The organism is Mesorhizobium sp. B3-1-8, from assembly GCF_006439495.1.
Taxonomy (GTDB): Bacteria; Pseudomonadota; Alphaproteobacteria; order Rhizobiales; family Rhizobiaceae; genus Mesorhizobium.
The window spans coordinates 243,704-265,739 of sequence record NZ_VFTK01000003.1 but is presented as its reverse complement, the minus strand read 5'-3'; the positions used below and the strand labels follow the sequence as shown (position 1 = coordinate 265,739).

At 64.4% G+C, this 22,036-nt stretch carries 25 protein-coding genes; 19 read left to right on the top strand and 6 right to left on the bottom strand.

The window, feature by feature from the left end:
- The first annotated feature begins 602 nt into the window (after positions 1 to 602).
- Positions 603 to 1,313, top strand: a complete 711-nt coding sequence (locus tag FJ424_RS04725; protein ID WP_140642090.1) for a helix-turn-helix transcriptional regulator — start codon at positions 603 to 605, stop codon at positions 1,311 to 1,313.
- Positions 1,310 to 2,080 (top strand): helix-turn-helix transcriptional regulator, encoded by a 771-nt coding sequence (locus tag FJ424_RS04720; protein WP_140651625.1) that lies wholly within the window; start codon positions 1,310 to 1,312, stop codon positions 2,078 to 2,080. The genes FJ424_RS04725 and FJ424_RS04720 overlap by 4 nt, the downstream gene beginning before the upstream one ends.
- 61 nt (positions 2,081 to 2,141) lie before the next feature.
- Here FJ424_RS04720 and FJ424_RS04715 read toward each other — a convergent pair whose 3' ends face one another.
- From FJ424_RS04715 to motA, 6 genes are read right to left on the bottom strand one after another with little or no spacing between them, the layout of a single operon-like run.
- Positions 2,142 to 2,579 carry a hypothetical protein gene (locus FJ424_RS04715; RefSeq protein ID WP_140642095.1) on the bottom strand — a complete coding sequence of 146 codons (438 nt, stop codon included), beginning with the start codon at positions 2,577 to 2,579 and terminating at the stop codon, positions 2,142 to 2,144.
- 17 nt (positions 2,580 to 2,596) lie between these two features.
- Complete coding sequence (flhB, locus tag FJ424_RS04710; protein ID WP_140651624.1) at positions 2,597 to 3,679, bottom strand: flagellar biosynthesis protein FlhB; 1,083 nt, start codon at positions 3,677 to 3,679, stop codon at positions 2,597 to 2,599.
- 24 nt (positions 3,680 to 3,703) lie between these two features.
- Positions 3,704 to 4,726: a flagellar motor switch protein FliG gene (locus FJ424_RS04705; RefSeq protein ID WP_140651622.1), complete on the bottom strand. Its 1,023-nt coding sequence runs from the start codon at positions 4,724 to 4,726 to the stop codon at positions 3,704 to 3,706.
- Positions 4,727 to 4,769: 43 nt separating this feature from the next.
- Complete coding sequence (gene fliN / locus FJ424_RS04700; protein WP_140651620.1) at positions 4,770 to 5,162, bottom strand: flagellar motor switch protein FliN; 393 nt, start codon at positions 5,160 to 5,162, stop codon at positions 4,770 to 4,772.
- Between the two features lie 30 nt (positions 5,163 to 5,192).
- On the bottom strand, positions 5,193 to 6,131 hold the full coding sequence (locus tag FJ424_RS04695; RefSeq protein WP_140651619.1) for a FliM/FliN family flagellar motor switch protein: 939 nt from the start codon (positions 6,129 to 6,131) through the stop codon (positions 5,193 to 5,195).
- A gap of 34 nt (positions 6,132 to 6,165) precedes the next feature.
- Positions 6,166 to 7,041 (bottom strand): flagellar motor stator protein MotA, encoded by an 876-nt coding sequence (gene motA / locus FJ424_RS04690; RefSeq protein ID WP_140642105.1) that lies wholly within the window; start codon positions 7,039 to 7,041, stop codon positions 6,166 to 6,168.
- Positions 7,042 to 7,187: 146 nt separating this feature from the next.
- Here motA and FJ424_RS04685 point away from each other — a divergent pair, with 146 nt between their 5' ends.
- The 17 genes from FJ424_RS04685 to fliF all read left to right on the top strand — a co-directional run bounded on the left by FJ424_RS04685 (position 7,188) and on the right by fliF (position 22,033).
- Positions 7,188 to 8,309: a DUF1217 domain-containing protein gene (locus tag FJ424_RS04685; RefSeq protein WP_140651617.1), complete on the top strand. Its 1,122-nt coding sequence runs from the start codon at positions 7,188 to 7,190 to the stop codon at positions 8,307 to 8,309.
- Between the two features lie 7 nt (positions 8,310 to 8,316).
- Entirely contained in the window at positions 8,317 to 9,039 is a 723-nt protein-coding gene (gene flgF, locus FJ424_RS04680; RefSeq protein ID WP_041012679.1) for a flagellar basal-body rod protein FlgF, read from the top strand.
- A gap of 4 nt (positions 9,040 to 9,043) precedes the next feature.
- The gene (fliI, locus tag FJ424_RS04675; protein WP_140651615.1) at positions 9,044 to 10,465 is read left to right on the top strand and encodes a flagellar protein export ATPase FliI; all 1,422 of its coding nucleotides are present in this window, start codon (positions 9,044 to 9,046) and stop codon (positions 10,463 to 10,465) included.
- Positions 10,446 to 11,225, top strand: coding sequence for a hypothetical protein (locus FJ424_RS04670; protein WP_140651613.1), 780 nt, complete (start codon positions 10,446 to 10,448; stop codon positions 11,223 to 11,225). The genes fliI and FJ424_RS04670 overlap by 20 nt, the downstream gene beginning before the upstream one ends.
- Before the next feature lie 85 nt (positions 11,226 to 11,310).
- A complete protein-coding gene (gene flgB, locus FJ424_RS04665; protein ID WP_140642115.1) occupies positions 11,311 to 11,691 on the top strand; it encodes a flagellar basal body rod protein FlgB in 381 nt (126 codons plus the stop codon).
- 2 nt (positions 11,692 to 11,693) lie between these two features.
- A complete protein-coding gene (gene flgC, locus FJ424_RS04660; protein WP_140642117.1) occupies positions 11,694 to 12,110 on the top strand; it encodes a flagellar basal body rod protein FlgC in 417 nt (138 codons plus the stop codon).
- Positions 12,110 to 12,439: a flagellar hook-basal body complex protein FliE gene (locus tag FJ424_RS04655; protein WP_140651611.1), complete on the top strand. Its 330-nt coding sequence runs from the start codon at positions 12,110 to 12,112 to the stop codon at positions 12,437 to 12,439. Before flgC ends, FJ424_RS04655 begins: the two co-directional genes overlap by 1 nt.
- A 9-nt stretch (positions 12,440 to 12,448) precedes the next feature.
- Positions 12,449 to 13,237 (top strand): flagellar basal-body rod protein FlgG, encoded by a 789-nt coding sequence (flgG, locus tag FJ424_RS04650; RefSeq protein ID WP_140642123.1) that lies wholly within the window; start codon positions 12,449 to 12,451, stop codon positions 13,235 to 13,237.
- Between the two features lie 6 nt (positions 13,238 to 13,243).
- Complete coding sequence (gene flgA / locus FJ424_RS04645) at positions 13,244 to 13,765, top strand: flagellar basal body P-ring formation chaperone FlgA (protein ID WP_181181975.1); 522 nt, start codon at positions 13,244 to 13,246, stop codon at positions 13,763 to 13,765.
- Between the two features lie 149 nt (positions 13,766 to 13,914).
- Positions 13,915 to 15,003: a flagellar basal body P-ring protein FlgI gene (locus tag FJ424_RS04640; protein ID WP_226892228.1), complete on the top strand. Its 1,089-nt coding sequence runs from the start codon at positions 13,915 to 13,917 to the stop codon at positions 15,001 to 15,003.
- 68 nt (positions 15,004 to 15,071) lie between these two features.
- Positions 15,072 to 15,617, top strand: coding sequence for a MotE family protein (locus tag FJ424_RS04635; RefSeq protein WP_246677140.1), 546 nt, complete (start codon positions 15,072 to 15,074; stop codon positions 15,615 to 15,617).
- A complete protein-coding gene (gene flgH, locus FJ424_RS04630; RefSeq protein WP_140651607.1) occupies positions 15,614 to 16,318 on the top strand; it encodes a flagellar basal body L-ring protein FlgH in 705 nt (234 codons plus the stop codon). The genes FJ424_RS04635 and flgH overlap by 4 nt, the downstream gene beginning before the upstream one ends.
- 19 nt (positions 16,319 to 16,337) lie before the next feature.
- The gene (locus FJ424_RS04625) at positions 16,338 to 16,832 is read left to right on the top strand and encodes a flagellar basal body-associated FliL family protein (protein ID WP_140651605.1); all 495 of its coding nucleotides are present in this window, start codon (positions 16,338 to 16,340) and stop codon (positions 16,830 to 16,832) included.
- Positions 16,829 to 17,560 (top strand): flagellar type III secretion system pore protein FliP, encoded by a 732-nt coding sequence (fliP, locus tag FJ424_RS04620; RefSeq protein ID WP_140642132.1) that lies wholly within the window; start codon positions 16,829 to 16,831, stop codon positions 17,558 to 17,560. Before FJ424_RS04625 ends, fliP begins: the two co-directional genes overlap by 4 nt.
- A 224-nt stretch (positions 17,561 to 17,784) precedes the next feature.
- Positions 17,785 to 18,771 (top strand): flagellin, encoded by a 987-nt coding sequence (locus FJ424_RS04615; RefSeq protein ID WP_140642134.1) that lies wholly within the window; start codon positions 17,785 to 17,787, stop codon positions 18,769 to 18,771.
- A 358-nt stretch (positions 18,772 to 19,129) separates the two neighbouring features.
- Positions 19,130 to 20,200 (top strand): flagellin, encoded by a 1,071-nt coding sequence (locus tag FJ424_RS04610; RefSeq protein WP_140651603.1) that lies wholly within the window; start codon positions 19,130 to 19,132, stop codon positions 20,198 to 20,200.
- Between the two features lie 174 nt (positions 20,201 to 20,374).
- On the top strand, positions 20,375 to 22,033 hold the full coding sequence (gene fliF, locus FJ424_RS04605; protein WP_140651601.1) for a flagellar basal-body MS-ring/collar protein FliF: 1,659 nt from the start codon (positions 20,375 to 20,377) through the stop codon (positions 22,031 to 22,033).
- Positions 22,034 to 22,036 lie beyond the last annotated feature (3 nt).

Here is a 22,036-nt window from a genome sequence, read left to right as displayed (position 1 = left end):
GGCCGACGCGAAAAGTCATGGTTCCGCATCGGACTAGACGCCCTCAGGGCATGGATCAACTTCTCACCCCAAAACGCGCTAACCGCATGGCTCAGCGCTTTCCCTAAGACCATCAAAACCCAATGAGTCGTGTACTGTGGAATCCGCTTCAGCGCGACGCGCTTTAAGCCAATCCCCTTGAAGGAGATACGCCCTTGGATGCAACCGGGGGCGTATTTTTGTGACCCCGCCGCGAAATCATCGGCTCAATTCGACTGTGAAATCACCGCCAAGTAACGCGAAGACCGGCTGCTGAGTCGCAAAGCGAGTCCACCGGATTCGATTTTGTCAAATCGCGTTTGATGTCGGATTCATCTGCGGGTAGATTAGACCCGAATCAGCCGGTCCATGGGGGGCGCGGCGACCACCCAAAGTCTCAAGTTCCGGCGCCAGGCTGGTACCAGACGCGGACGGTTTCGCGTTCCCTAGAGGGATTCGGCGCGGTTGGGCGCCGTTCGCGCCCGTGGGTGTGTCTTCGTAAACGTGACGCGTTTCGGGTCCGGCCGCTGGTTTTGCCAGCACCGGGCACAAGGATCGATTCCGGCAAGAATCCAAGAATTAAAATGAGCAGTTCCGCCGCGCTTCTCCAACCCGACGCTTCAGGCTCGCGCCTGACATCGCGCGGCGATCTCACCAGTTTCTTCATGCAGCTTGCCGCCGATATCGGCGCCGACAGCTACATGCTGGTCGCCATCGTGCACGACCAGGACCGCAACGATGCGCGCATCGTCTCCTCGAACTGGATCTTCGACGGCATAGAGCTGATCGGCAAAAGGCTGATTGCCAACCTGGCGCTGGGCCCCTTGACCGTGGCGCCGGGCGTACGCCCGAAGCCGCTGGTGGCGGCGCACGCGCCCGACGCCGGCGCATTGCTGACCGGCGAGGAAGCCCGCCTGCTCGACGTGCTCGGCCACGCCGAAATCTATTCGTTGCGGCTCAATGTCGGCCGGCAGCGCCTGTTCGTGCTGTTCTCAGCCGCCGAGGCGGGCAAGATCGACCTGGCCGCCCTGATGAAGGCGCAGATCAAATGCTGCTACGCGCTTTCCAGCATTCCGCAGCTGATCGCCGCGGCGTCCATGCAGGATCCGCTGTCGGACCGCGAGCGCGAATGCCTGTTCTGGGTTTCGGAAGGCAAGACCACCGACGAGGTGGCCGTCATCCTCGGTGTCTCGTCGAACACCGTCAACAGCTACATCACGCACGCCATCCAGAAGTTCGCGGCCAGCAACCGCGCGATGGCGATCGCGACCGCGATCAGGAGCGGCATCATTTGAAGCACGCACAGGTCAAAGAGGCCGCCGCGGCCCTTTTCAACGATCAATGCAATCCGTTCGGCGCCTTCTCGCTCGGCTCGGAGACCCATCACGCGGTCACCATTCCGGATGCCGTGCGTCGCTGCCGCTGGATCGCCGTCGATATCAACGCCTCGGCCTTCGGCCTCTATTTCGTTAGCCCGTCGCCCGAGCGCGCGCGTCTCGTGGCGTGTTTCGATTCCGACTATCCCGGCACCGCGGTCGCGACCAAATTCATCTCCGGCGCCAATGGCGAGGATATGGTGCGCCACAGCCGCATCTCGACGGCGCCGCGCTGGTGGGCCGACGACGGCTCCGCCGGATCGCAGCACGCCTTTCAGGCGCTCTCCTGGGCCGAGCCGACAGCGCCGCTGGCGCCCGGCACCAACGGCATCGCCTTTCCGGTGCATGCCGATCGCGGCCAATGCGGGCTGGTCGTCTTCCTGGGCTCGGAGATCGCGCTGTCCGACGACATGCTGTGCGAGATCCATGCCCGCTCCTTCGCGCTTTTCGCGGCGGTCGCCCGCATCCGCCCCGGCGACACCGGCAGGACGCGCTCGATCTCCAAGCGCGAGCTCGAATGCCTGAAGCTGACCGCCAACGGCAACACCAGCGAGGAGATCGCCAAGCTCCTCAAGCTCTCGGTGCATACCGCCAACCAGTACCTCACCCAGTCGACGCAGAAGCTCAACGCGGTCAACCGCAACCAGGCGGTCGCCAAGGCGTTGCGGCTCGGCCTGATCGAGTAGCTACACAGCCGCGGCGCTGTAAACGCGCTGCAGCGAGATTGGCTCGGCTGCAATCAAATCGTCAGGGGAATGCGAGCGGCTCGGTCCTGCGGATGCGAGCCTCTTCGATCGCGTCCTCGAGCAAGGCCGTGTTGTGCTCGGGCGTCTCGCCGGGCTTCTCGAACGACACGTAGTTGACCACCACGGACGCCTCGTGCTCGGTCAGCGTAAGCTGGAAATAGACCGTCACGCCGCGCGGGCGCAGCTCGAGATCGAGCACGATGCGCGGGCTGCCGCTCCAGTCGACATGCGCCTCGCCACCATGGCCGAGCCGCAGCTTGCCCGGCCGGAAGTAAAGCTCGGCGGCCGAATCCACCAGGTCCGAGAGGCAGGCGAAATGCTCGAGCCGGATGAAGGCGATATAGTCGGCAACGTCGATGAGCCTCAATTCGCCCACCACGGGCTCGATGGCGCTGGCGACGATCAGCTCGCGGGAGTTGGCGTGTGGTTGCCGGTCCATGGATTAGCGGCGTCCGTTCATTGGGTTGCTTTGCGCGTGGCCTTCTTCGAGTAGACGATCCGGACCAACTCGGCGACGGCCTGGTAGAATTGCGACGGGATCACGCTATCAACCGAAACTTGCTTGTACATGGAGCGCGCGAGCGCCACGTCCTCGAAGATCGGGATGTTGTTCTCCCTGGCGATCTCGCGGATCTTGAGCGCCACCAGGTCCTGCCCCTTGGCCAGCACGATCGGCGCGGAATCTTCCTCCCGCACATATTTCAGCGCGATCGAATAGTGCGTCGGGTTGGCGATCACCAGCGTCGCGCGCGGCACGGCCGTCATCATGCGCTTGCGCGCCCGGTCGCGCGCCAGCGAGCGCAGCCGCGACTTGACGATCGGATCGCCTTCCGACTGCTTCATCTCGTCCTTTACTTCCTGCTTGGTCATGCGCAGGTCGCTCCGCCAGTGGAAACGCGACCAGACGATGTCGACCACCGCGATCAGCCCCATGACGAAGACGATCGCCACCAATATGTCGACGAAGATGCCGCGTATGACCAGACCGAACGAGACCGGATTGGTGATCATGCCGGCGAGCAGCTTGCGATGATCTTCCGAGAGCGTGAAGGTCAACACCGCGATAGCGAAGCCGAGCTTGGCCAGCGACTTCAGGAATTCGACCCACCCCTGCACGCCGAACATCCGGCTCCAGCCCTTGGCGATCGAGATGCGCGACAGCTGCGGCCTGATCCGCTCGCCGACGATTTGCGGCATGTTCTGGAACACCGAGGCGCCGATGCCGGCAACCGTCAGCAGCACCAGCAGGCTGACGACGGCGCCGCCGATCTCGACCATGACCTGCTTGTAAAGCGAGATGACGTCGGTCTCGGTGTCCATCGGCCAGGCTTCCGGCTTTTCCAGGAACGTCGACAGGAACATGCCGAGATCGACGATCGCGTCCTTGGCATAGAAGACGGCGAAAACCAGTATGGCGAGGAAGGACGCAAAGATCGCGGTCTCACGCGAATGGGGCAGCTTGCCCTGTTCGATCGTGTCGCGGATCTTCTTTTCTGTGGCTTCCTCTGTTTTGGAATCCTTGTCGACCGCTTCAGCCATGGCGCTCTGACCGGGTGATTATCGTCAAGCGGCTTCGGCGGCGGCGGTCTGCGTCGAGGGCAGCTCGAAGGCTCCTTCGCGCGACAGCCGGATGGCGGCGACCGATATGCTCTTGCGCGCCGCCATGATGTCGGCAAGCGCAATGCCTTCCGATCCCTGTCCGAGTTCGGATTCGATCATGCGGCGAGAGCGCGCGCCGATCGCCGAGAGCGCCGATTCGGCGAGTTCCGGCGCCGCGCCGCGCAGCGCCAGCGTGACGAGCTCGGTCGATAGCCCGTCGAACAGCAAAACCCGGGCTTTCTGCGGCAGCAGCGGCAGATCGTCGAAGGCGAACAGCCGCGACCTGACGCCGGCGAGATCGGGCGTGCCGAGATCCTCCAGATCCTGCATGAGGTCGTCCAGTTCCGGCTTCGCCATTTCGTTGAGCATGCTGGCGACGCGTTCCTGGCCGGCGGACGTGTCCCTGCTGGCCTTCTGCGACAGCACGCTCACGCGCAGCTGGTTCTCGACGATCCGCGATGCCGCGTCCGGGATGTTGGCCATTGTCACCATGCGCTTGATGATCTGGCTGCGCATCGGTTTTTCCATGGTGAGCAGCACGTTGGCGGCCGTCTGCGACGCGAGCTTCGAAAGCACCATGGCCGACGTCTGCGGATGCTCGCCGGCAAGGAAGCCGCCAAGCCGCGCCGGCTCGAGCTTCTCGAGGTCCGGCCATATCGGCGGCGGTCCTTCCGGAACCGGCTCGAACTTCTTTTCGCCCATGATGGCGCTCATCTCCTCGGGCGACAGCGATTCGTTCAGGATCGTATCCATCCGGTCGGCTGAATCGAGCAGGCCGGCGCCCTCGGTGAACTCGGCTTCGAACTCGGCGACGATGCGCTCCAGGTCGGCCTGTGGAATGGTGCGTAAGAGACGCGCGCCCTCGATCAACGCCTTCAACTCGTCCTGTTTGAAGAATTTGAGCAGGCGGCTGGCCGCGGGCTTGCCCATGGCCACCAATATGGCCGCCGCCTTTTGCGGACGTGTGAGCGCCAATGCCGTCGTCATGCGTGCTGTCCTCGCTGCCGATTGGTCCGCTCGCCCGCCATTCTCAGGCGCTCTTCGTCGCGGCGATGATTTCGGTGAGCCGGATGCCGAAACGCGTCGGATCGCTTTCCAGCACCGTGATCTCGCCGCGCGCTATTCTGCGGCCGTTGACCACCACGTCGACCGGCTCGCCGATGCGGCGATTGAGCGCGACGGTGGAACCCTTCTGCAGCGCCATCAACTCCGACACGGGCATCTCCGTGCTGCCGAGGATGATCTGCACGTCTACCGGAATGGTCATGATGATCGAGGAATTGGCGCCAGCCCGAAACGCAGCATCCGGACGGCCCTCCTCTTCACGGAGCACGCCGCGCAGTTCTTCGATAGCGCGATCAAGCTGCTCGTTAGGTTGGCCGGTTTCCGTTTCGGCCTCGGCTTCCACATTTGTCGCTGCCATGCTTCGTCTCCATGAATCCCGGGCCTGGCGTCAGCCCGGCATCAGTCCGTCGATGAAATCCTGCCCGGCATCATGCGGATGACTGATGCGGACGGTGTAATTCTGCCCCAGCTTGCCGAACTCGCAGACAAACAGTGTCTTGTCGCGGGCGCTGAGCCTGGCGTTGAGCTGCGCGTTCTCCTCGAATTCGATCACCTGGCCGGGTTCGAACGCGGCGAGGTCGCCGAGCGTCAGCCGGGCGAGCGGCATCGTCGCTTCGAGCCGGACGGTCGAGCGCATCACCTCTTCGGAGAAGCGGGCCCGCCAGTCGAATTCCGTGGTCTCGCCGTCCTCGCCCGTGGCGACGTCGCCGCTGCGCGAGGAAAGCAGCAGGCGCTGCGGGATCATCACCGTGAGCGTGCCGCTGTCGGACGGCGTCGACAGGCCATAGACGATGCGCACGGCGGCGCCGTCGCGCAGCACCCGCCGCCTCGCATCGTTGCCGGACATTGCTTTCGGCACCGGCAGGCGCAGCTCGAGCGAACGTTTGCCGGATCCGTTGAGTGCCGTCGCGACCTCCTGGAACACGCTGGTCGCGACGTCGGCCTCGATCTGCGACAGGTCGCGCTCGATCGGCGCCACCGGCTGGTCGGGATCGCCGCCGAACAGCGCGCTCACCATGACGGCGACCGCTTGCGCATCCATCACCAGCGTCATGGCATCGGCCGAGGCCGGCGAGGCAACAACGGTCAGCGCAAAGGCATCGCCGGCGCGCGAACGCGCCTCGGGAACGCGGCCGACCTCCACCACTTGCAGATCGACGATCACTGGCGCGCCGAGCTCGCCCGCAAGCGCCTTCTGCAACACCGGCAGCGCCCGCTCGGCCATGCCGCGGCCGACGCCGATCACCTGCGCCGCCTCGCCGCTGTCGCCGACGAGCCGCTCGATGATCAACTCCCGGGTTTGCGAAGGACTGCCCGGACTTGTCATGACGGCAGGCGGCCCTGTCTCGGATGCAGCATGCTCAGGCCGCCTTCTTCTCGGCGGAGCCGGCGTTCATGGTGCTCTGCTCCACCGCGTCGATCGTCGGACGCTCGTAGGAGGATATGGTCTTGCGGCCGAATTCGATCGCCACCTGCGGCAGGGCGCCGTTCATATACGCAAGCAGCGTCTGCTTGACGATGATGTAGAGGCGATTCTTCTTTTCGCGCACCGTCTTGATCTTGGTGGCGACCGGACCAACCACCGCATAGGACAGGAAGATGCCGAGGAAGGTCCCGACGAGTGCCGCGCCGATCAGGCCGCCGAGGATTTCGGGCGACTGGTCCAGCGCGCCCATCGCCTTCACCACGCCGAGCACGGCCGCCACGATGCCCAGCGCCGGCAGGCCGTCGCCGACCGCGACCATCGCGTGATAGGCTTTCAGCTTGTCGGTGCGGATCGTCTGGATCTCTTCGTCCATCAGCGCTTCGATCTCATGCGAGCGGGCATTGCCGATGATGATGATGCGGCAATAGTCGCAGATGAAATTCGTCAGGTCGTGGTTCTTCAGCACGGTCGGAAAAGCCTGGAAGATGGCCGACTCCTCCGGGTTGTCGATATGCGCCTCGACTTCGCTGCGCGATTTCGAGCGCAGTTCGCGCATCAGGCTGTGCAGGACGCCCAGCGTCTCGAGGTAGTCGCGCTCCTTCGGCACCGCCTGCTTGAAGGCTTCGAGAATACCCTTGCCGGTATCCTTGACCGTCTTCATCGGATTGGCGACGAGGAAGGTGCCGAGCGCGGCGCCGCAGATGACCACCGCTTCCCATGGCTGCATCAGCACATGCAGATGCCCGCCCATGGCCATGAAGCCGCCGAGGACGCAGCCGAGCGTCACCACAAGTCCGATCAGAATGCCCACGACAGGTCCTTCCGCATGTCACGTCGTGATCAGGGATAGTCCTCGTGCCTTGTGTGAGGCTTGAATCGAAGGCCGCGAACGCGATTCAGCTTCGCGCAAGGAAGTGACGTTATTGTGCAGGGATAGCTTCGGCCGGAGGCGTGTCCTTGCTCAGTACCTACACCAGCTACCAGTTGATCGCGAAAGACATCAACAAATCGATCGTCCAGGTTGAGAAACAGCCGACGGTCGATCGCGATACGCAGTATTATCTGGCCAATATCGGCAAGGTTACATCGATCGACGATTTCGTAAACAATGATCGCCTGTTCAAATATGCCATGAAGGCTTACGGGCTGGAGGACATGGACTATGCCAAGGCCTTCATGGTCAAGGCGCTGAAGGAAGGCATCTCCGACGCCGACAGCTTCGCCAACAAGCTGACCGACAAGCACTACGCCCAGTTCGTCGCTGCCTTCAACTTCGCGGCCGATGGCACCAGTGCGACGATCTACAACCCGACACAGCAGCAGGTTACGGCGAACTACGCCACACAGGCCGAGATCGCCGGCCTTGATCCGGATTCGGACTATGTAAAAGGCGAGACGACCTACTATCTCGCCAACATCACCAAGGTGAAGTCGATCGACGATCTGATGTCGAACGACCGGCTCTACACTTACGCGCTGGCCGCGTTCGGCCTGGATTCGGCCACCGAGGACAAGGACCTCATCAAGTCCGTCCTGCAAGGCGGCGTGAAGGATCCCGACAGCGTCGCCAACCAGCAAACCAACAAGGCCTATGCCGGGCTCGCCGCCGCCTTCAACTTCGCACAGTACGGCGACACGACCACCACTCGCGTTGCGGCGCAGCAGCCGACCGTCGACATGTATCTGCGCCAGACATTGGAGGAGAATGCCGGCCAGACCAACGAAGGCGTGCGGCTGGCGCTTTATTTCCAGCGCAAGGCGCCGGACATCACCAGCTGGTACGACGTGCTCGCCGACACCGCTTTAGCCAGCGTGGTCCGCGCAGCGCTCGGCCTGCCCGATTCCTTTGCCACCGCCGACATCGACAAGCAGGCGCAGCTCTTCGAGCAGAAGCTCGACATCAACGACTTTACCGACCCGGACAAGCTCAGCAAGTTCCTGACCCGCTTCACCAGCATGTACGAGATCAACCACCCGACCTCGACGGCGGTGACGTCTGTCAGCGTGCTCTTCGCGCAGCCGACCAGTGTCGGCATCTCCACCGATCTGATGATGGCCATGCAGCAGTTGAAGTTCTGAGAAGATCATGCAGGACAGTCTTTACGTCGCCCTTTCCTCGCAGATCGCGCTCGAGCGCCGTCTCGACACCATCGCCGATAACGTCGCCAACGCCTCGACCATCGGCTTTCGCGCCACCGGCGTGAAGTTCGAGGACGTGGTCTCGGGCACCGGGCCGAAGTCGGTCTCCTTCGCCTCCTCCGGCAAGACCTACCTTTCCGGCGCGCATGGCGCGCTGACCGAAACTGGCAACCCATTCGACTTCGCCATCCAGGGCGACGCCTGGTTCGCCATCGAGACGCCCGCCGGCACGGTGATGACGCGCGATGGCCGCTTCTCCATGAACGAGAACGGCGAACTGATGTCGATCGAAGGCTATCCGGTGCTGGACGGCGGCGGCGCTCCGATCCAGCTCGATCCGCGCAACGGCCCGCCCAAGGCGGGCGCCGACGGCTCGCTCAGGCAAAACGACCAGTTGGTCGGCGCCATCGGTCTCTACAATTTCGACCCCGGCGAGAATTTCGTCCGCTACGGCAATTCGGGCATCGTTCCGGCGCGCACGCCCGAACCCGTCACCGATCGCTCGGACGTCGGCGTCGCTCAAGGATTTCTGGAAGAGTCGAACGTCAACCCGGTGCTGGAAATGACCCGGCTGATCCAGGTGCAGCGCGCTTTCGAGAACACGGCGGCTCTGATGCGGCAGACCGATTCCTCCACCGACGACGCGATCAAGACGCTTGGCTCGAAGTGACGGCATGACGAACGGCTCGTCCTTGTTGCGCGCTTCCGATAGCCCGGCGGATACCGGACGTGCCGACAGGCTGGCCGCGCTCGAACGCGTCTGGCGGCGGTTCGACGATCCGCAGGCGCTGCTTGCGCGCGGCGGCCGCGTCGCCGAGATTTCGCCGACGCATTACAAGGTTCGCGGCCTGTCCGGAATTGCCAGGCTCGGCGACATCGTCGAGCAGCGCGGCAAGGCCGGCGCACGCCGCGGCGAGATCGTCAAGATCGGCAGCGACGAGGTGGTGGTCGCGCCGTTCGAGCGCAGCACCGATGCCGGCATCGGCGATGCCGTCTTTCGCCGCGGTCCGCTCGCGGTCACGCCGCATGTCTCCTGGCGCGGGCGCGCGATCGACGCCTTGACCCGCGTCATTGACGGCGGTCCGCCGCTGATCAGGCCGAATGCAGCCGATGCCGCGCATAGCGCGACGCCTGGCGCCCTGGCGCGCCAGCGCGTCGGCACCGGCTTCCTCACCGGCGTCAGGGTGATCGACATCTTCACGCCGCTCTGCTTCGGCCAGCGGCTTGGCATCTTCGCCGGTTCCGGCGTCGGCAAGTCGACGCTGCTTGCGATGCTGGCCGGCGCCGAGGCCTTCGATACGGTGGTCGTGGCGCTGATCGGCGAGCGCGGCCGCGAGGTGCGCGAATTCCTCGAGGATACGATCGGCGCCCAGAGCATGGCCAAGACCGTCGCCGTCGTCGCCACCAGCGACGAAAGCGCCATGATGCGCCGGCGCGCGCCCGACACGGCCATGTGCGTGGCCGAGCATTTCCGCGACCAGGGCCATCGCGTGCTGCTGGTGCTGGACTCCATCACGCGCTTCGCGCATGCGCTGCGTGAGGTGGCGACCGGAACGGGCGAGCCGCCGGTCGCGCGCGGCTATCCGGCCTCAGTCTTCACCGACCTGCCGAAGTTGCTCGAACGCGCTGGGCCGGGGGCCGAAGGCCCCGGGGTTAAAGGTAAGGGTTCGATCACCGCCATCATTTCCGTGCTGGTCGACGGCGACGACCACAATGATCCGGTCGCCGACTCGGTGCGCGGCATCCTCGACGGCCATGTCGTGCTCGACCGCGCGCTCGCTGAGCAGGGTCGTTATCCGCCGGTCAATCCGCTGTCGTCGATCTCGCGCCTTGCCGACAAGGCCTGGAGCGCCGAGCAGCGCATGCTGGTGACAAGGCTGAAATCGATGATCGCGCGCTTCGAGGATACACGCGACATCCGTCTGCTGGGCGCTTACCAGAGCGGCGCCGATGCCGAGCTCGACAACGCGGTGCGCCAGGTGCCGCTGATTTACGAGGCGCTCACGCAATCGCCGAGGGACCGCGCATCGGCCGATCCGTTCGCCGACCTCGCCCGCCATCTCAAGGGGAAGCTGAATGGCGATCAAGGAGACTGAATTCCAATACACCGAGCGCATGTTGCGCGACATGCTTGCCGAGGCCGAGGCGGCGGAACGGGCTGAGGCCGACGAGGCAAGAACTGCCAAGCAGAAGGCCGCGCTCGCCAGGACCGAGAAGGCAACGGCGCTTCCGACCAGAGCCGACAAGCCGCATCCGCCGCGGACATCCACTGCCGACATGGCACAGGCCAGCCGCGATTCGTTGCTCGATGGCCTTTTTCCCCGCACCCAATGGCCCGAGCCGCCGAAAGCCCAGTTCCCGCGCCTCACCGACAAGAGCGCCGACCGCCGCAGCGATTTAGTCATCGCCGCGCTCGGCATCACACTCGGCCTGATCTGCGCGCTGTTCCCCTGGTATATCTTCTTCAACCAGGAGCAGTTCGGCGTTCAGGCCATCAAGTTCGGCGGCAGCGGCAGCAACTCCGGACGCGCCGGCGGCGGCATCGTGGCCGAACGCAGCGGACCGCTGACGGCCAAGGACGTTCCCAATGCCGATATCGACCTGTTCGCCACCGGAACGGTGCAGGACGATCCCGCGCCATCGCCCGGCGACCAGCCCTTCCCGGCCGCCGCTTCGGAATTCAAGATGGTGCATGTCGCCAACGGCCGCGCCATGATCGAGGACGATACCGGTCTGTGGATCGTCCAGCGCGGCTCGGTTCTGCCCGATTCCAGCCGCGTCGCCTCGATCGAGCAGCGCGGCGGCAAGTGGGTGATCGTCACCAGCACCGACAAGGTGATCCAGCTCTCCAAGTAAGAACCCGGGCCTTACAGCTCGTCCCGCGCAAGGTCCGCGCAAGACTGGCCGCCTAGTCTTGTGCGTACTTGCCCGGGAGATTCCCATGGAACCCGTAAATCTTTTCGATCTTGCCACGCGGCAATCGCAATGGCTGGCCGTGCGCCAGTCGGCGATTGCCTCGAATATCGCCAATGCCAACACGCCGGGCTACACGGCCAATGACGTCGAGCCCTTCGAAAAGGTCCTCGACCGCACCGCCGTGACGCTTGCCGCCACGCAGACTGGCCACCTTGGCGCCGAAACGGCCCATGCCGGCTTCAACGTCAGGCCGGAAGACGCTGACGGCGCGATCATGCCGTCGAAGAACACCGTGGTCCTCGAACAGGAGCTGATGAAGGCCGGCGAGGTGCGCCGCTCCTTCGAGCTCAACACGGCGATCGTCAAGGCCTTCCATTCGATGATGACGATGGTGGTGAAGAGCTGATCATGGATGCGCTGACTGCAGCCCTCAAAGTCGCGGCTTCCGGTCTTGGCGCCCAGTCGGAGCGCCTGCGCGTGGTCTCGGAAAACCTAGCCAACGCCCAATCGACCGGCAGCACGCCGGGCGCCGAGCCCTATCGTCGCAAGACGATCACCTTTCAGTCCGAGGTCGACCGCGCAACCGGCGGCTCGCTGGTGGAAGTCAGCGCGATCTCCCGCGATCCTTCGGACTTCCCGATCGAATTCCAGCCCGGCAACGAAGCCGCCGACGACAAGGGGTACGTCAAGATGCCCAACGTCAACACGTTGGTCGAAATGGCCGACATGAGCGAGGCGAACCGCTCCTATGAAGCCAACCTGCAGGTGATCAAGCAGGCTCGCGATCTGATTTCCATGACCATCGACCTGATGAGGAACCAGTAATGATCGGCGGTATCGGGCCAATACAATTCAAAACGGCGGTCGATGGAGCGGAACAGGCTTCACCGGGTCTGCTGCAGGGCGGTGTCGGAACGCAGGCCGGCGAAAGCGTCGGCAGCACTTTCGCCGAAGTCCTCGGCCAGGCGGCGACGAAGACCGTCAACACGCTGCAGGGCGCCGAGCAGATGTCGATCCAGGCGCTCAAGGGCGATGCCGACACCCGCCAGGTCGTCGATGCGGTGCTGAGCGCCCAGCAGGCGCTGCAGACCACCATCGCGATCCGCGACAAGGTCGTCTCGGCCTATCTCGAAATCAGTCGCATGAGTATCTAGGAGCGCGTCATGAAAGCCCTTGCGATCGCCGCCACAGGCATGAACGCCCAGCAGACCAACCTGGAAGTCATCGCCAACAACATCGCCAACATCAACACCACCGGCTACAAGCGGGCCCGGGCCGAATTCTCCGACCTGCTCTACCAGGTCGACCGCACGCAGGGCGTGCCCAACCGCTCCAACACCTCGCTGGTGCCGGAAGGCGTCTCGATCGGTCTTGGCGTCAAGACCACGGCGGTGCGCAACGTCCACACGCAAGGTGAATTGGCCAGCACCGGCAACAGCTTCGACCTGGCGTTGACCGGCAGGGGCTGGTTCCAGATCGAGGGTGCCGACGGCGGCACGCTCTACACCCGCGCCGGCGCCTTCAACACCAATGCCACCGGGCAGCTCGTGACCGCCGACGGCGCCAACGTTATCCCCGCCATCACCGTGCCGACGGACGCCGTCGAGGTGATCGTCAACAAGACCGGCCAGGTCTTTGCCCGCATCGACGGACAGACCGACCTGCAGCTGCTCGGCCAGCTTCAGATCGTCAACTTCGCCAATGAGGCGGGCCTGGCGCCGCTCGGCGACAACCTTTTCCAGGAAACGGCTGCCTCCGGCCCGGCCAATGTCGGCGTTCCCGGCGATCCGGGCTTCGCCACGATCCAGCAGGGTTATCTCGAGTCTTCCAACGTCGATCCAGTCAAGGAGATCACCGAGCTGATCTCTGCCCAGCGCGCCTACGAAATGAATTCCAAGGTCATTCAGGCCGCCGACGACATGGCCTCGGTGGTCTCCAAGAACATCAGGTAACGGATGATGGCCGGGCCGATCTCCTCCGCACTCCGTCGCGTCGCGCTGGCCACCGCCCTGGTGGCCGCCGGCATGCCGGCTTTCGCGCAGGACGCGACCGGCCAGTCGGCAAACCAGATCGCCGCTGGCCAGGCGGTCGGCGAGGCCGTGCTGATCCCCAACAGGGTCATCTATCCCGGCGAGACCATCGAGCCCGCCTCGCTCAAGCAGGTGACGCTCATCCCCGGCAAGCACAAGCCGGACGGCATGGCGACGCGCTCCGAGGAACTCCAGGGCAAGGTTGCCAAGCGCACGCTGCTGCCCGGCCGCTACATCCCGATCAGCGCCATCCGCGACGCCTGGCTGGTCGAGCAGGGCGCTTCCGTACAGGTCTATTTCACCGCCGGCGCGCTCACCATTTCGGCCGCCGGCGTCACGCTGCAGCCAGGTGCTGCCGGCGACCAGATCAAGATCCGCAACATCGACAGCGGCAAGATCATCTCGGGCACGGTGATGGCCGACGGCACCGTCAAGGTTGGCGCTTCGTGATGCGCGTCCTTCTCCTTCTGCTGAGCGCGGCCATCGGCCTGCAGCCGGCATTGGCGGATGGGCTGACGCCCAAGGCCAAGCGCGAGCTCGCGCAGAAGAACGGCGGCGTCTACGACGATCCGGAATACGATCCGGCCACCACCACGCGCATGTTCCGGGTCTCGACCGGGCCGAGCACGCTGCCGCCCGGCCAGGTCGCCGCGCGCATCAAGGACATCGCCCAGTTGCAGAGCGCGCGCGACAACCAGCTCGTCGGCTACGGCCTGGTCATCGGCCTCGCCGGAACCGGCGACAGCCTGCGCAACTCGCCCTTCACCGAACAGTCGATCCGCGCCATGCTGGAGAATCTCGGCATCGCGACCGAAGGCGGCAGCGCGCGCGCCAAGAACGTGGCCGCCGTCATCGTCACCGCCAACATGCCGCCCTTCGTCCAGTCGGGCAGCCGCATCGACATCGACGTCTCCTCGATGGGCGACGCCACCTCGCTCGCCGGCGGCACGCTGGTGATGACGCCGCTGAAGGCAGCCGATGGTGAAATCTATGCCGTCGGGCAGGGCTCGGTGATCGTCGGCGGTTTCACCGCCCAGGGCCAGGCCGAGCAGTTAACGCAAGGCGTACCGACCGCCGGCCGCGTGCCGAACGGCGCCATCGTCGAGCGCTCGGTGCCGGCCGAATTCGACGACCAGGGCGTGTTGACGCTGCAATTGCGCAATCCCGATTTCTCCACCGCCATCCGCATCGCCGACGCCATCAACGATTACACCTCGCAGCGCTTCGGCATGCGGGTCGCCGCCGAACGCGACGCCCGCACGGTGCAGATCAGGCGGCCGAAGAATGTCTCCGCCGCGCGTTTTTATGCCGAGATCGAAAATCTGGTCGTCGAATCCGACGCCCCTGCCCGCGTCGTCATCGACGAACGCACCGGCACCATCGTCATCGGCAGCAATGTCAGGATCTCACGCGTGGCGATCAGCCATGGCACGCTTACGGTGCGCATCACCGAAGCGCCGAAGGTGGTCCAGCCGGAACCCTTCTCCAGGGGCGAGACCGCGGTCGAGCCTTTCACCGCCATCGAGGCAAGCCGGCCCGACGCGCGCGTTGCGGTGCTCGATGGTCCCGATCTCGAAACGCTTGTATCCGGCCTCAATCGCCTCGGCGTGAAGCCCGACGGCATCATCGCCATTCTGCAAGGCATCAAATCGGCCGGCGCCTTGCAGGCCGACCTGGTTCTCCAATAGGCACGCCGATGATCGCGCTTTCCTCCCCAACACCCCGCCGTCACCTGAGCTTCTGCGCCATCGGAGCAATGGTTGCTCTGCTTGGCGGGACGGCCGCCCACGCGGACGAGGTGCGACAGGTGTTGCCGGGCGGTCAGGCGCCGGTTCAGCCGGCCCAGCTCACACACGAAAGCGCGCCGCTTCAGCCGGCTGCGCTCGCGGCCGGCAAGGCGCCTGACGAAAGCGAGGTCCAGCGCTTCTGCTCCAACATCGCGGACGCCGCGCGCGACCGCCGCTACGCGCTTCAGGCCGAGGAATTGAAGCAGCTGCAGGCCGGCATCGACGAGCGCATGAAAGCGCTCGAGGCAAAGCGGGCCGAGTACGAAGAATGGTTGAAGCGCCGCGAAGTGTTCCTGGCGCGCGCCGAGGACGGCGTCGTCAAGATCTATGCCGGCATGAAGCCCGACGCCGCCGCCGAACGGCTGGCGATGGTCAATGCCGAGCTCGCGGCAGCCATCCTGATGAAGCTCGATTCGCGCAAGGCCGGCGTCATCTTGAACGAAATGGACCAGAAGGCGGCGGCGACGCTCACCGGCATCATGGCCAGCGCGGCGCGAAGGGTTGATCCGTCATGAAGTTGAAATTCTTTGTTTTCGTCGCGGTTGCGGCATTGTCCGGCTGCGGCACCAATTTCAAGGAGATCGGCCGGGAGCCCGCTCTGTCGCCGGTCGGTTCCGGCATCGGTGAGGGCGGTTCCGGCCCCTACAGCTATCCCGAGCCGCCTGCCTCGCGGCCGAAGAAATTCTCGCTGTGGGACGATCGCCAGAGCCGGCTCTTCACCGATCCGCGCGCGCTGCGCGCCGGCGACATCCTTACCGTCAACATCAAGCTCAACGACAGGGCCAATTTCAAGAACCAGAACGACCGCAGCCGCACCGCCGCGCGCAAGCTCGGCTACGACGTCAATCTCGGCTGGGAAAGTGCAAGCACCAGCGGCAAGGGCGACGCCGGCCTGAGCTCCAGCACCGAGACCAATGCCGACGGCGAGATCAAGCGCTCGGAGGACATCGCCCTCAACGTCGCCGCCGTCGTTACCGAGGTGCTGCCCAACGGCAATCTGATGATCAGGGGCTCGCAGGAGGTCCGCGTCAACTACGAACTTCGGGTGCTGACCATCGCCGGCATGGTTCGTCCGTCCGACATCGGCGCGGAGAACACCATCCCCTACGAGCGCATCGCCGAAGCGCGCATTTCCTATGGCGGCCGAGGCCGTGTGAGCGAGGTCCAGCAGCCGGCCTATGGCCAGCAGGTCCTCGACCAGGTTCTTCCTTTCTAGGGCCGGGGGAAGCGCTGCCGTGGCGAACATCGAACAGGTCCAGCCCAAGAAGGGACCTTCCCTGGCGATCCAGCTCGCCATGCTGTTGGTCATAACGGGCGCGGCGGTCGGCATGGGCTGGCTTTCCGGCGGCTATCTCAAGCAAGGCGAAACGCCGGCACCGGTGCCCGCGGCGCCGGAAAACGCCGGCACCGCGGAAAAACCCGCCGAAGCCGGCAAGGCGGCCGCCGGGCCGGCGCTGGTTCAGCTGGCACCGATCACCACCAATCTCGCCTCACCGTCGGACGTCTGGATCCGGCTGGAGGCGTCGCTGCTCTACGATGCACCCCAGCCGCCGGAAATGGCCGAGCAGATCCACCAGGACCTGCTCGCCTATGTGCGCACGCTCAAGCTGCACCAGATCGAAGGCGCCAGCGGCTACCAGCATCTCAAGGCCGATCTCGAAGAGCGCGCGGCGCTGCGCAGCGGCGGCCACGTCAAACAGGTTCTCGTCAGGACGATGCTGCTCGAATGAGAAAGTTCCTCATAGCCACGGCGCTCATCGTCGTCACCACTTCCGTCGCCGCGGCCCAGCAGCTCGATCTTGGCGGCATCGGCAAGGCCGACGGTACGACCGTCGGCTATCTGATCCAGATGTTCGGCCTGCTCACGGTGCTTTCGGTGGCGCCGGGCCTCTTGATCATGGTGACGAGCTTCACCCGCTTCGTCATCGCCTTCTCGATCCTGCGCGCCGGCATCGGCCTGCAATCGACGCCGGCCAACCTGATCCTGATCTCGCTCTCGCTGTTCATGACCTTCTATGTCATGGCGCCGACCTTCGACCAGGCCTGGAACACCGGCGTCAAGCCGCTGATGGACAACCAGATCACGCAGGCCGAGGCGTTCGAGAAGATTTCCGGCCCGTTCCGCGACTTCATGCTGCACAATGTGCGCGACAAGGACTTCGATCTCTTCGCCGACCTCGCCCGCGAACGCGGCCAAACCGTCTCGCGCGAGAGCGTCGACCTGCGCATCCTGGTGCCGGCCTTCATGATCTCGGAGATCCGGCGCGGCTTCGAGATCGGCTTCCTCATCGTCCTGCCCTTCCTCGTCATCGACCTCATCGTCGCCACGGTCACCATGGCCATGGGCATGATGATGCTGCCGCCGACGGTGGTATCGCTGCCGTTCAAGATCCTGTTCTTCGTGCTGATCGACGGCTGGAACCTTCTGGTCGGCAGCCTGGTGCGATCCTTCACCTGATCGTTCCCGGCGCGGGTGCCGAAACGGCGCCCCATTCCACTCGAATTTTACGCAATATATTTTCGATTAACCGTCCGATTTAGCTCTTTGGTAGCAACTTGCCGCCATAGTCGCTCGCAGATGGCGGGTGACCCAACTGAGCGGTCATTGGCATGATGCCGCACCGTCATACCGGACATGCCGGTATGTCAAAAAAATCCGTGTAAAAACAAGGTACGTGTACCATGGCCAGTATCATGACCAACGCCTCGGCGTTGACCGCTCTGCAGAGCTTGAACGCCACCCAGAAGAACCTCGACACCACCCAGGCCCGCATCTCGACGGGCTATCGCGTCTCGCAGGCTTCCGACAACGCCGCTTACTGGTCGATCGCCACCACGATGCGCTCCGACAACCAGGCCATGTCCACCGTCTCGGACGCTCTCGGCCTCGGCGCCTCGAAGGTCGACACCGCCTACACCGGCATGGACAGCGCGATCTCGACCATCAACCAGATCCAGCAGAAGCTGACCGCTTCCTATGGCCAGACCGATGCTTCGAAGGAAAAGACCCAGGTCGAAATCGCCGCTCTTCAGAAGCAGTTGAAGGCCTATGCCGATGGCGCCACCTTCTCCGGCACCAACATGCTGTCGGTATCGACGGCTTCGGGCACGGCGGCGGACGTCAAGATCGTATCGGCCTTCAACCGCGGCGCCACCGGCTCGGTTTCGATCTCGACGATCGACGTCAACGTGGAAAGCATCAAGCTCTATGACGCAGGCGCTGCCCCGACCGCGAAGGGCATCCTCGACACAGAGCGTCTCGGCACCACCGGCGCCGCTGTCGCCGCGGCCTCGGCCCCGACCCTGGGCGCTGCTGCCGCTGCCACCGACACTTATTCGGTCGCCGGCCTGAAGATCTTCTCCGGTACCACCGCTGCAAGCGACACTCAGATCCAGGCGATGATGAACGTCGTCGACGCCGCGCTGAAGGACATGACGAACGCCGCCACCAAGCTCGGCGCCGCCAAGAGCTCGATCGACCTGCAGAAGACCTTCACCTCGAGCCTGATGGACTCCATCGACCGCGGCGTCGGCCAGCTTGTCGATGCCGACATGAACAAGGAATCGACCCGCCTCCAGGCGCTGCAGGTCCAGCAGCAGCTCGGCGTCCAGGCGCTGTCGATCGCCAACGGTTCGTCGCAGTCGATCCTGTCGCTCTTCCGCGGCTGATCGCTCCCAAAACGGTTACATCGGACAATCGGGCCGCGCCAAAAGCGCGGCCCGATTTGCGTTGGAGCATTCCTGTCTCAAGCAAACGGCAAAGGCTCCCTCTCCTGGCTTTGAAGCAACTTCGGGCGGAAAGACCCGTCGCGAACTCTTCTTCGAATTGCTCTTGCTCAAGGCTCGCGCAATCCTCGTTTCTTAACCTCTCGCAAGCCTGTTTTTAACAGGCCATTAACCATATCGGGCTAGGTATGGTTAACCAATCACTTAGTCGTCGAATCGGCCCGACCGGCACGTTCGCGACCGATGGGCAGGCCGGACCCGGCCTGTGTGGCATGCCGGCCTTTGAGAAGGAGCGAGTTTCTTGGCGAGCATCATGACGAACGCTGCGGCGTTGACTGCACTTCAAAGCCTCAACGCCACCAACAAATCGCTCGAGCAGACGCAGGCCCGGATCTCGACCGGCTACCGGGTCTCCGAGGCCTCCGACAACGCCGCCTACTGGTCGATCGCCACCACCATGCGTTCCGACAACTCGGCGCTCTCGACCGTGCAGGACGCGCTCGGCCTCGGCGCCTCGAAGGTTGACACCGCCTATACCGGCATGAACAACGTCCTTTCGACGATCGGCCAAATCAAGACCAAGCTTTTGTCGGCTGTGGGCCAGTCGGGTGCCAACAAGGCCAAGACGCAGACCGAAATCACCACGCTGCAGGCGCAGATGAAATCCTTCGCGGACGCCGCCACCTTCTCGGGCTCGAATTATCTTTCGGTGACGTCGACGCAGGTCGCGGCCGCCAATGACGGCGTCCAGGCCGACGCCAAGATCGTCTCCTCGTTCAACCGCTCGTCGTCCGGCGCCATCTCGCTCGGAACGATCGACATCGATGTCGAGAGCACCAAGCTGTTCGATTCCGGCCTCTCCACCGCCGTCAAGAACCAGGGCATCCTCGATCGCCAGACTTCGATCTATTCCACCGCCGCGGACCAGTCGGCATATGACGCCGCCTATGCGGCCTCGATCGCCGGCGGCGCCACCGACATCGCCGCCAACACCGCCGGTCAGGCCGCTGTGACGGGCACGCCCGTCAAGATCGACAACGTCTCCGCCTTCAATCTCGACATCACGGCAACGGGCGTGACCGACGACATCATCACGCAGATGGTCACCAAGATCGACAACGTCATGAGTCAGCTTACTGACGCCGCTACCGTGCTCGGCGCCGCCAAGAGCTCGATCGACCTGCAGAAGACCTTCACCCAGAGCCTGATGGACTCCATCGACCGCGGCGTCGGCCAGCTCGTCGATGCCGACATGAACAAGGAATCGACCCGCCTCCAGGCGCTGCAGGTTCAGCAGCAGCTCGGCATCCAATCCCTGTCGATCGCCAACAGTTCCTCGCAGTCGATCCTGCAGTTGTTCAAGAACGGCTAAGCCGCGGGATTATTCCCACCAGAAAAAGGCCGCGCCCGAGGCGCGGCCTTTTTCGTTGCTCGATAAGACGCCGGTTCGACGCTTTGCGGGCTCTTCGGCGGCACGCCTATCATCCTCGCACAAGCTTCGCGGTCTAGTCTTCCGGCGGACAGTCATGCTGGGAGCGGTTGAATCGTGCCGGAACAGATCCAGAGCGTCATCGCGAATTTGAAGAGCTTCGGCGTCAGGCGTCTGGCGCTTATGGGTGGCATCGCGGCCCTGGTCATGGCCGTCATCGGCATCGCTTCCGTCTATCTCAACCGACCGGCCTATGAGACGCTCTATGTCGGCCTCGAGCGTTCCGACGTCAACCAGATCGGCCTGGTGCTGGCCGATGCCGGCATCGGCTTCGATGTCGGCTCCGACGGCACCTCCGTTCTGGTGCCGGCCGGCACCACCGCGCAGGCGCGCATGCTGCTTGCCGAGAAAGGACTGCCGACCAGCGCCAATGCCGGCTACGAGCTGTTCGACAATGTCGGCTCGCTCGGCCTCACCTCCTTCATGCAGCAGATCACCCGCGTGCGCGCGCTGGAAGGCGAGATCGCGCGCACCATCCAGTCGATTTCCGGCGTCAAGGCGGCGCGCGTCCACATCGTCATGTCCGAGCGCGCCAATTTCCGCCGCGACGAGCAGCAGCCCTCCGCCTCGGTGGTCATCCGCTATGCCGGCAACGATGCCGAGAAGAGCGCCATGTCGATCCGCCACCTCGTCGCCGCGGCTGTTCCCGGCCTCTCGGCTGACAAGGTCACCGTGCTCGATTCCAACGGCAACCTTTTGGCCGCCGGCGACGACCCGTCCAACACGAGCGCCGCGCGTACGCTCGGCGTCGAGCAGACGGTCGAGGCGCAGATCGGCGACAACATCCGCCGCGCGCTCACTCCTTATCTCGGCCCAGATAATTTCCGCGCCAGCGTCAAGGCCGACGTCAATACCGACACGCGCCAGACCGAGGAGACGATCTTCGATCCGAACTCGCGCGTCGAGCGTTCGGTGCAGTCGGTGAAGACCAACGAGGCCAGCAACCAGAAACAGGCCTCGACCCCGACCAGCGTCGAGCAGAACCTGCCCGAGACGCAAACCACCAGCACCGAAGGACCGCAATCCACCTCGCAGAACGACCGCAAGGAGGAGATCACCAACTACGAGATCAACTCCAAGAAGATCGCCACCGTCTCCAACGGCTACACGGTCAACAAGATGTCGATCGCGGTCGTCGTCAACCAGGATCGCCTGAAGACCATCCTCGGCAAGGACGCCACGCCCGACCAGATCGCCAAGCGCGTCGCCGATATCCAGAAGATGGTGGCCTCGGCGACCGGCTTCGACGACAAGCGCGGCGATGTCATCGACGTGTCGGCAGTCGAGTTCATCAACGGCTTCGACGGCGAGCCGATCGATCAGCCCGGCATTCTCGCCTCGATCGGCACCTATACCGGCACGCTGATCAATGCCGGCGCCTTCATCGTTGTCGTTTTCCTGGTGGCCTTCTTCGGCCTGAAGCCGATGGCCGCCGCGCTGACGGCGTCGGCGAAGCCTGCGGCCATTGCCGGCCCGAGCTTCGACGACGTACAGCGTTCCTTGCCGACACCGGACGCGCCCGTCGCCGCGATCACCGCCGAGACCCCTGCCGGCGCCCTGCCCGGCGCGCGCGCCGGCGCAACCCCGCTCGACGACCTGCGTCAGAAAATCCGGCCGGCGCCGCAGGAGCGGCTGGCCCGCATGGTCGACCTCAACGAGGAGCGCACCGCGCAGATCCTGCGCAAATGGGCTGCCGCCCCAGAGGCCGTGGGTTAGGCC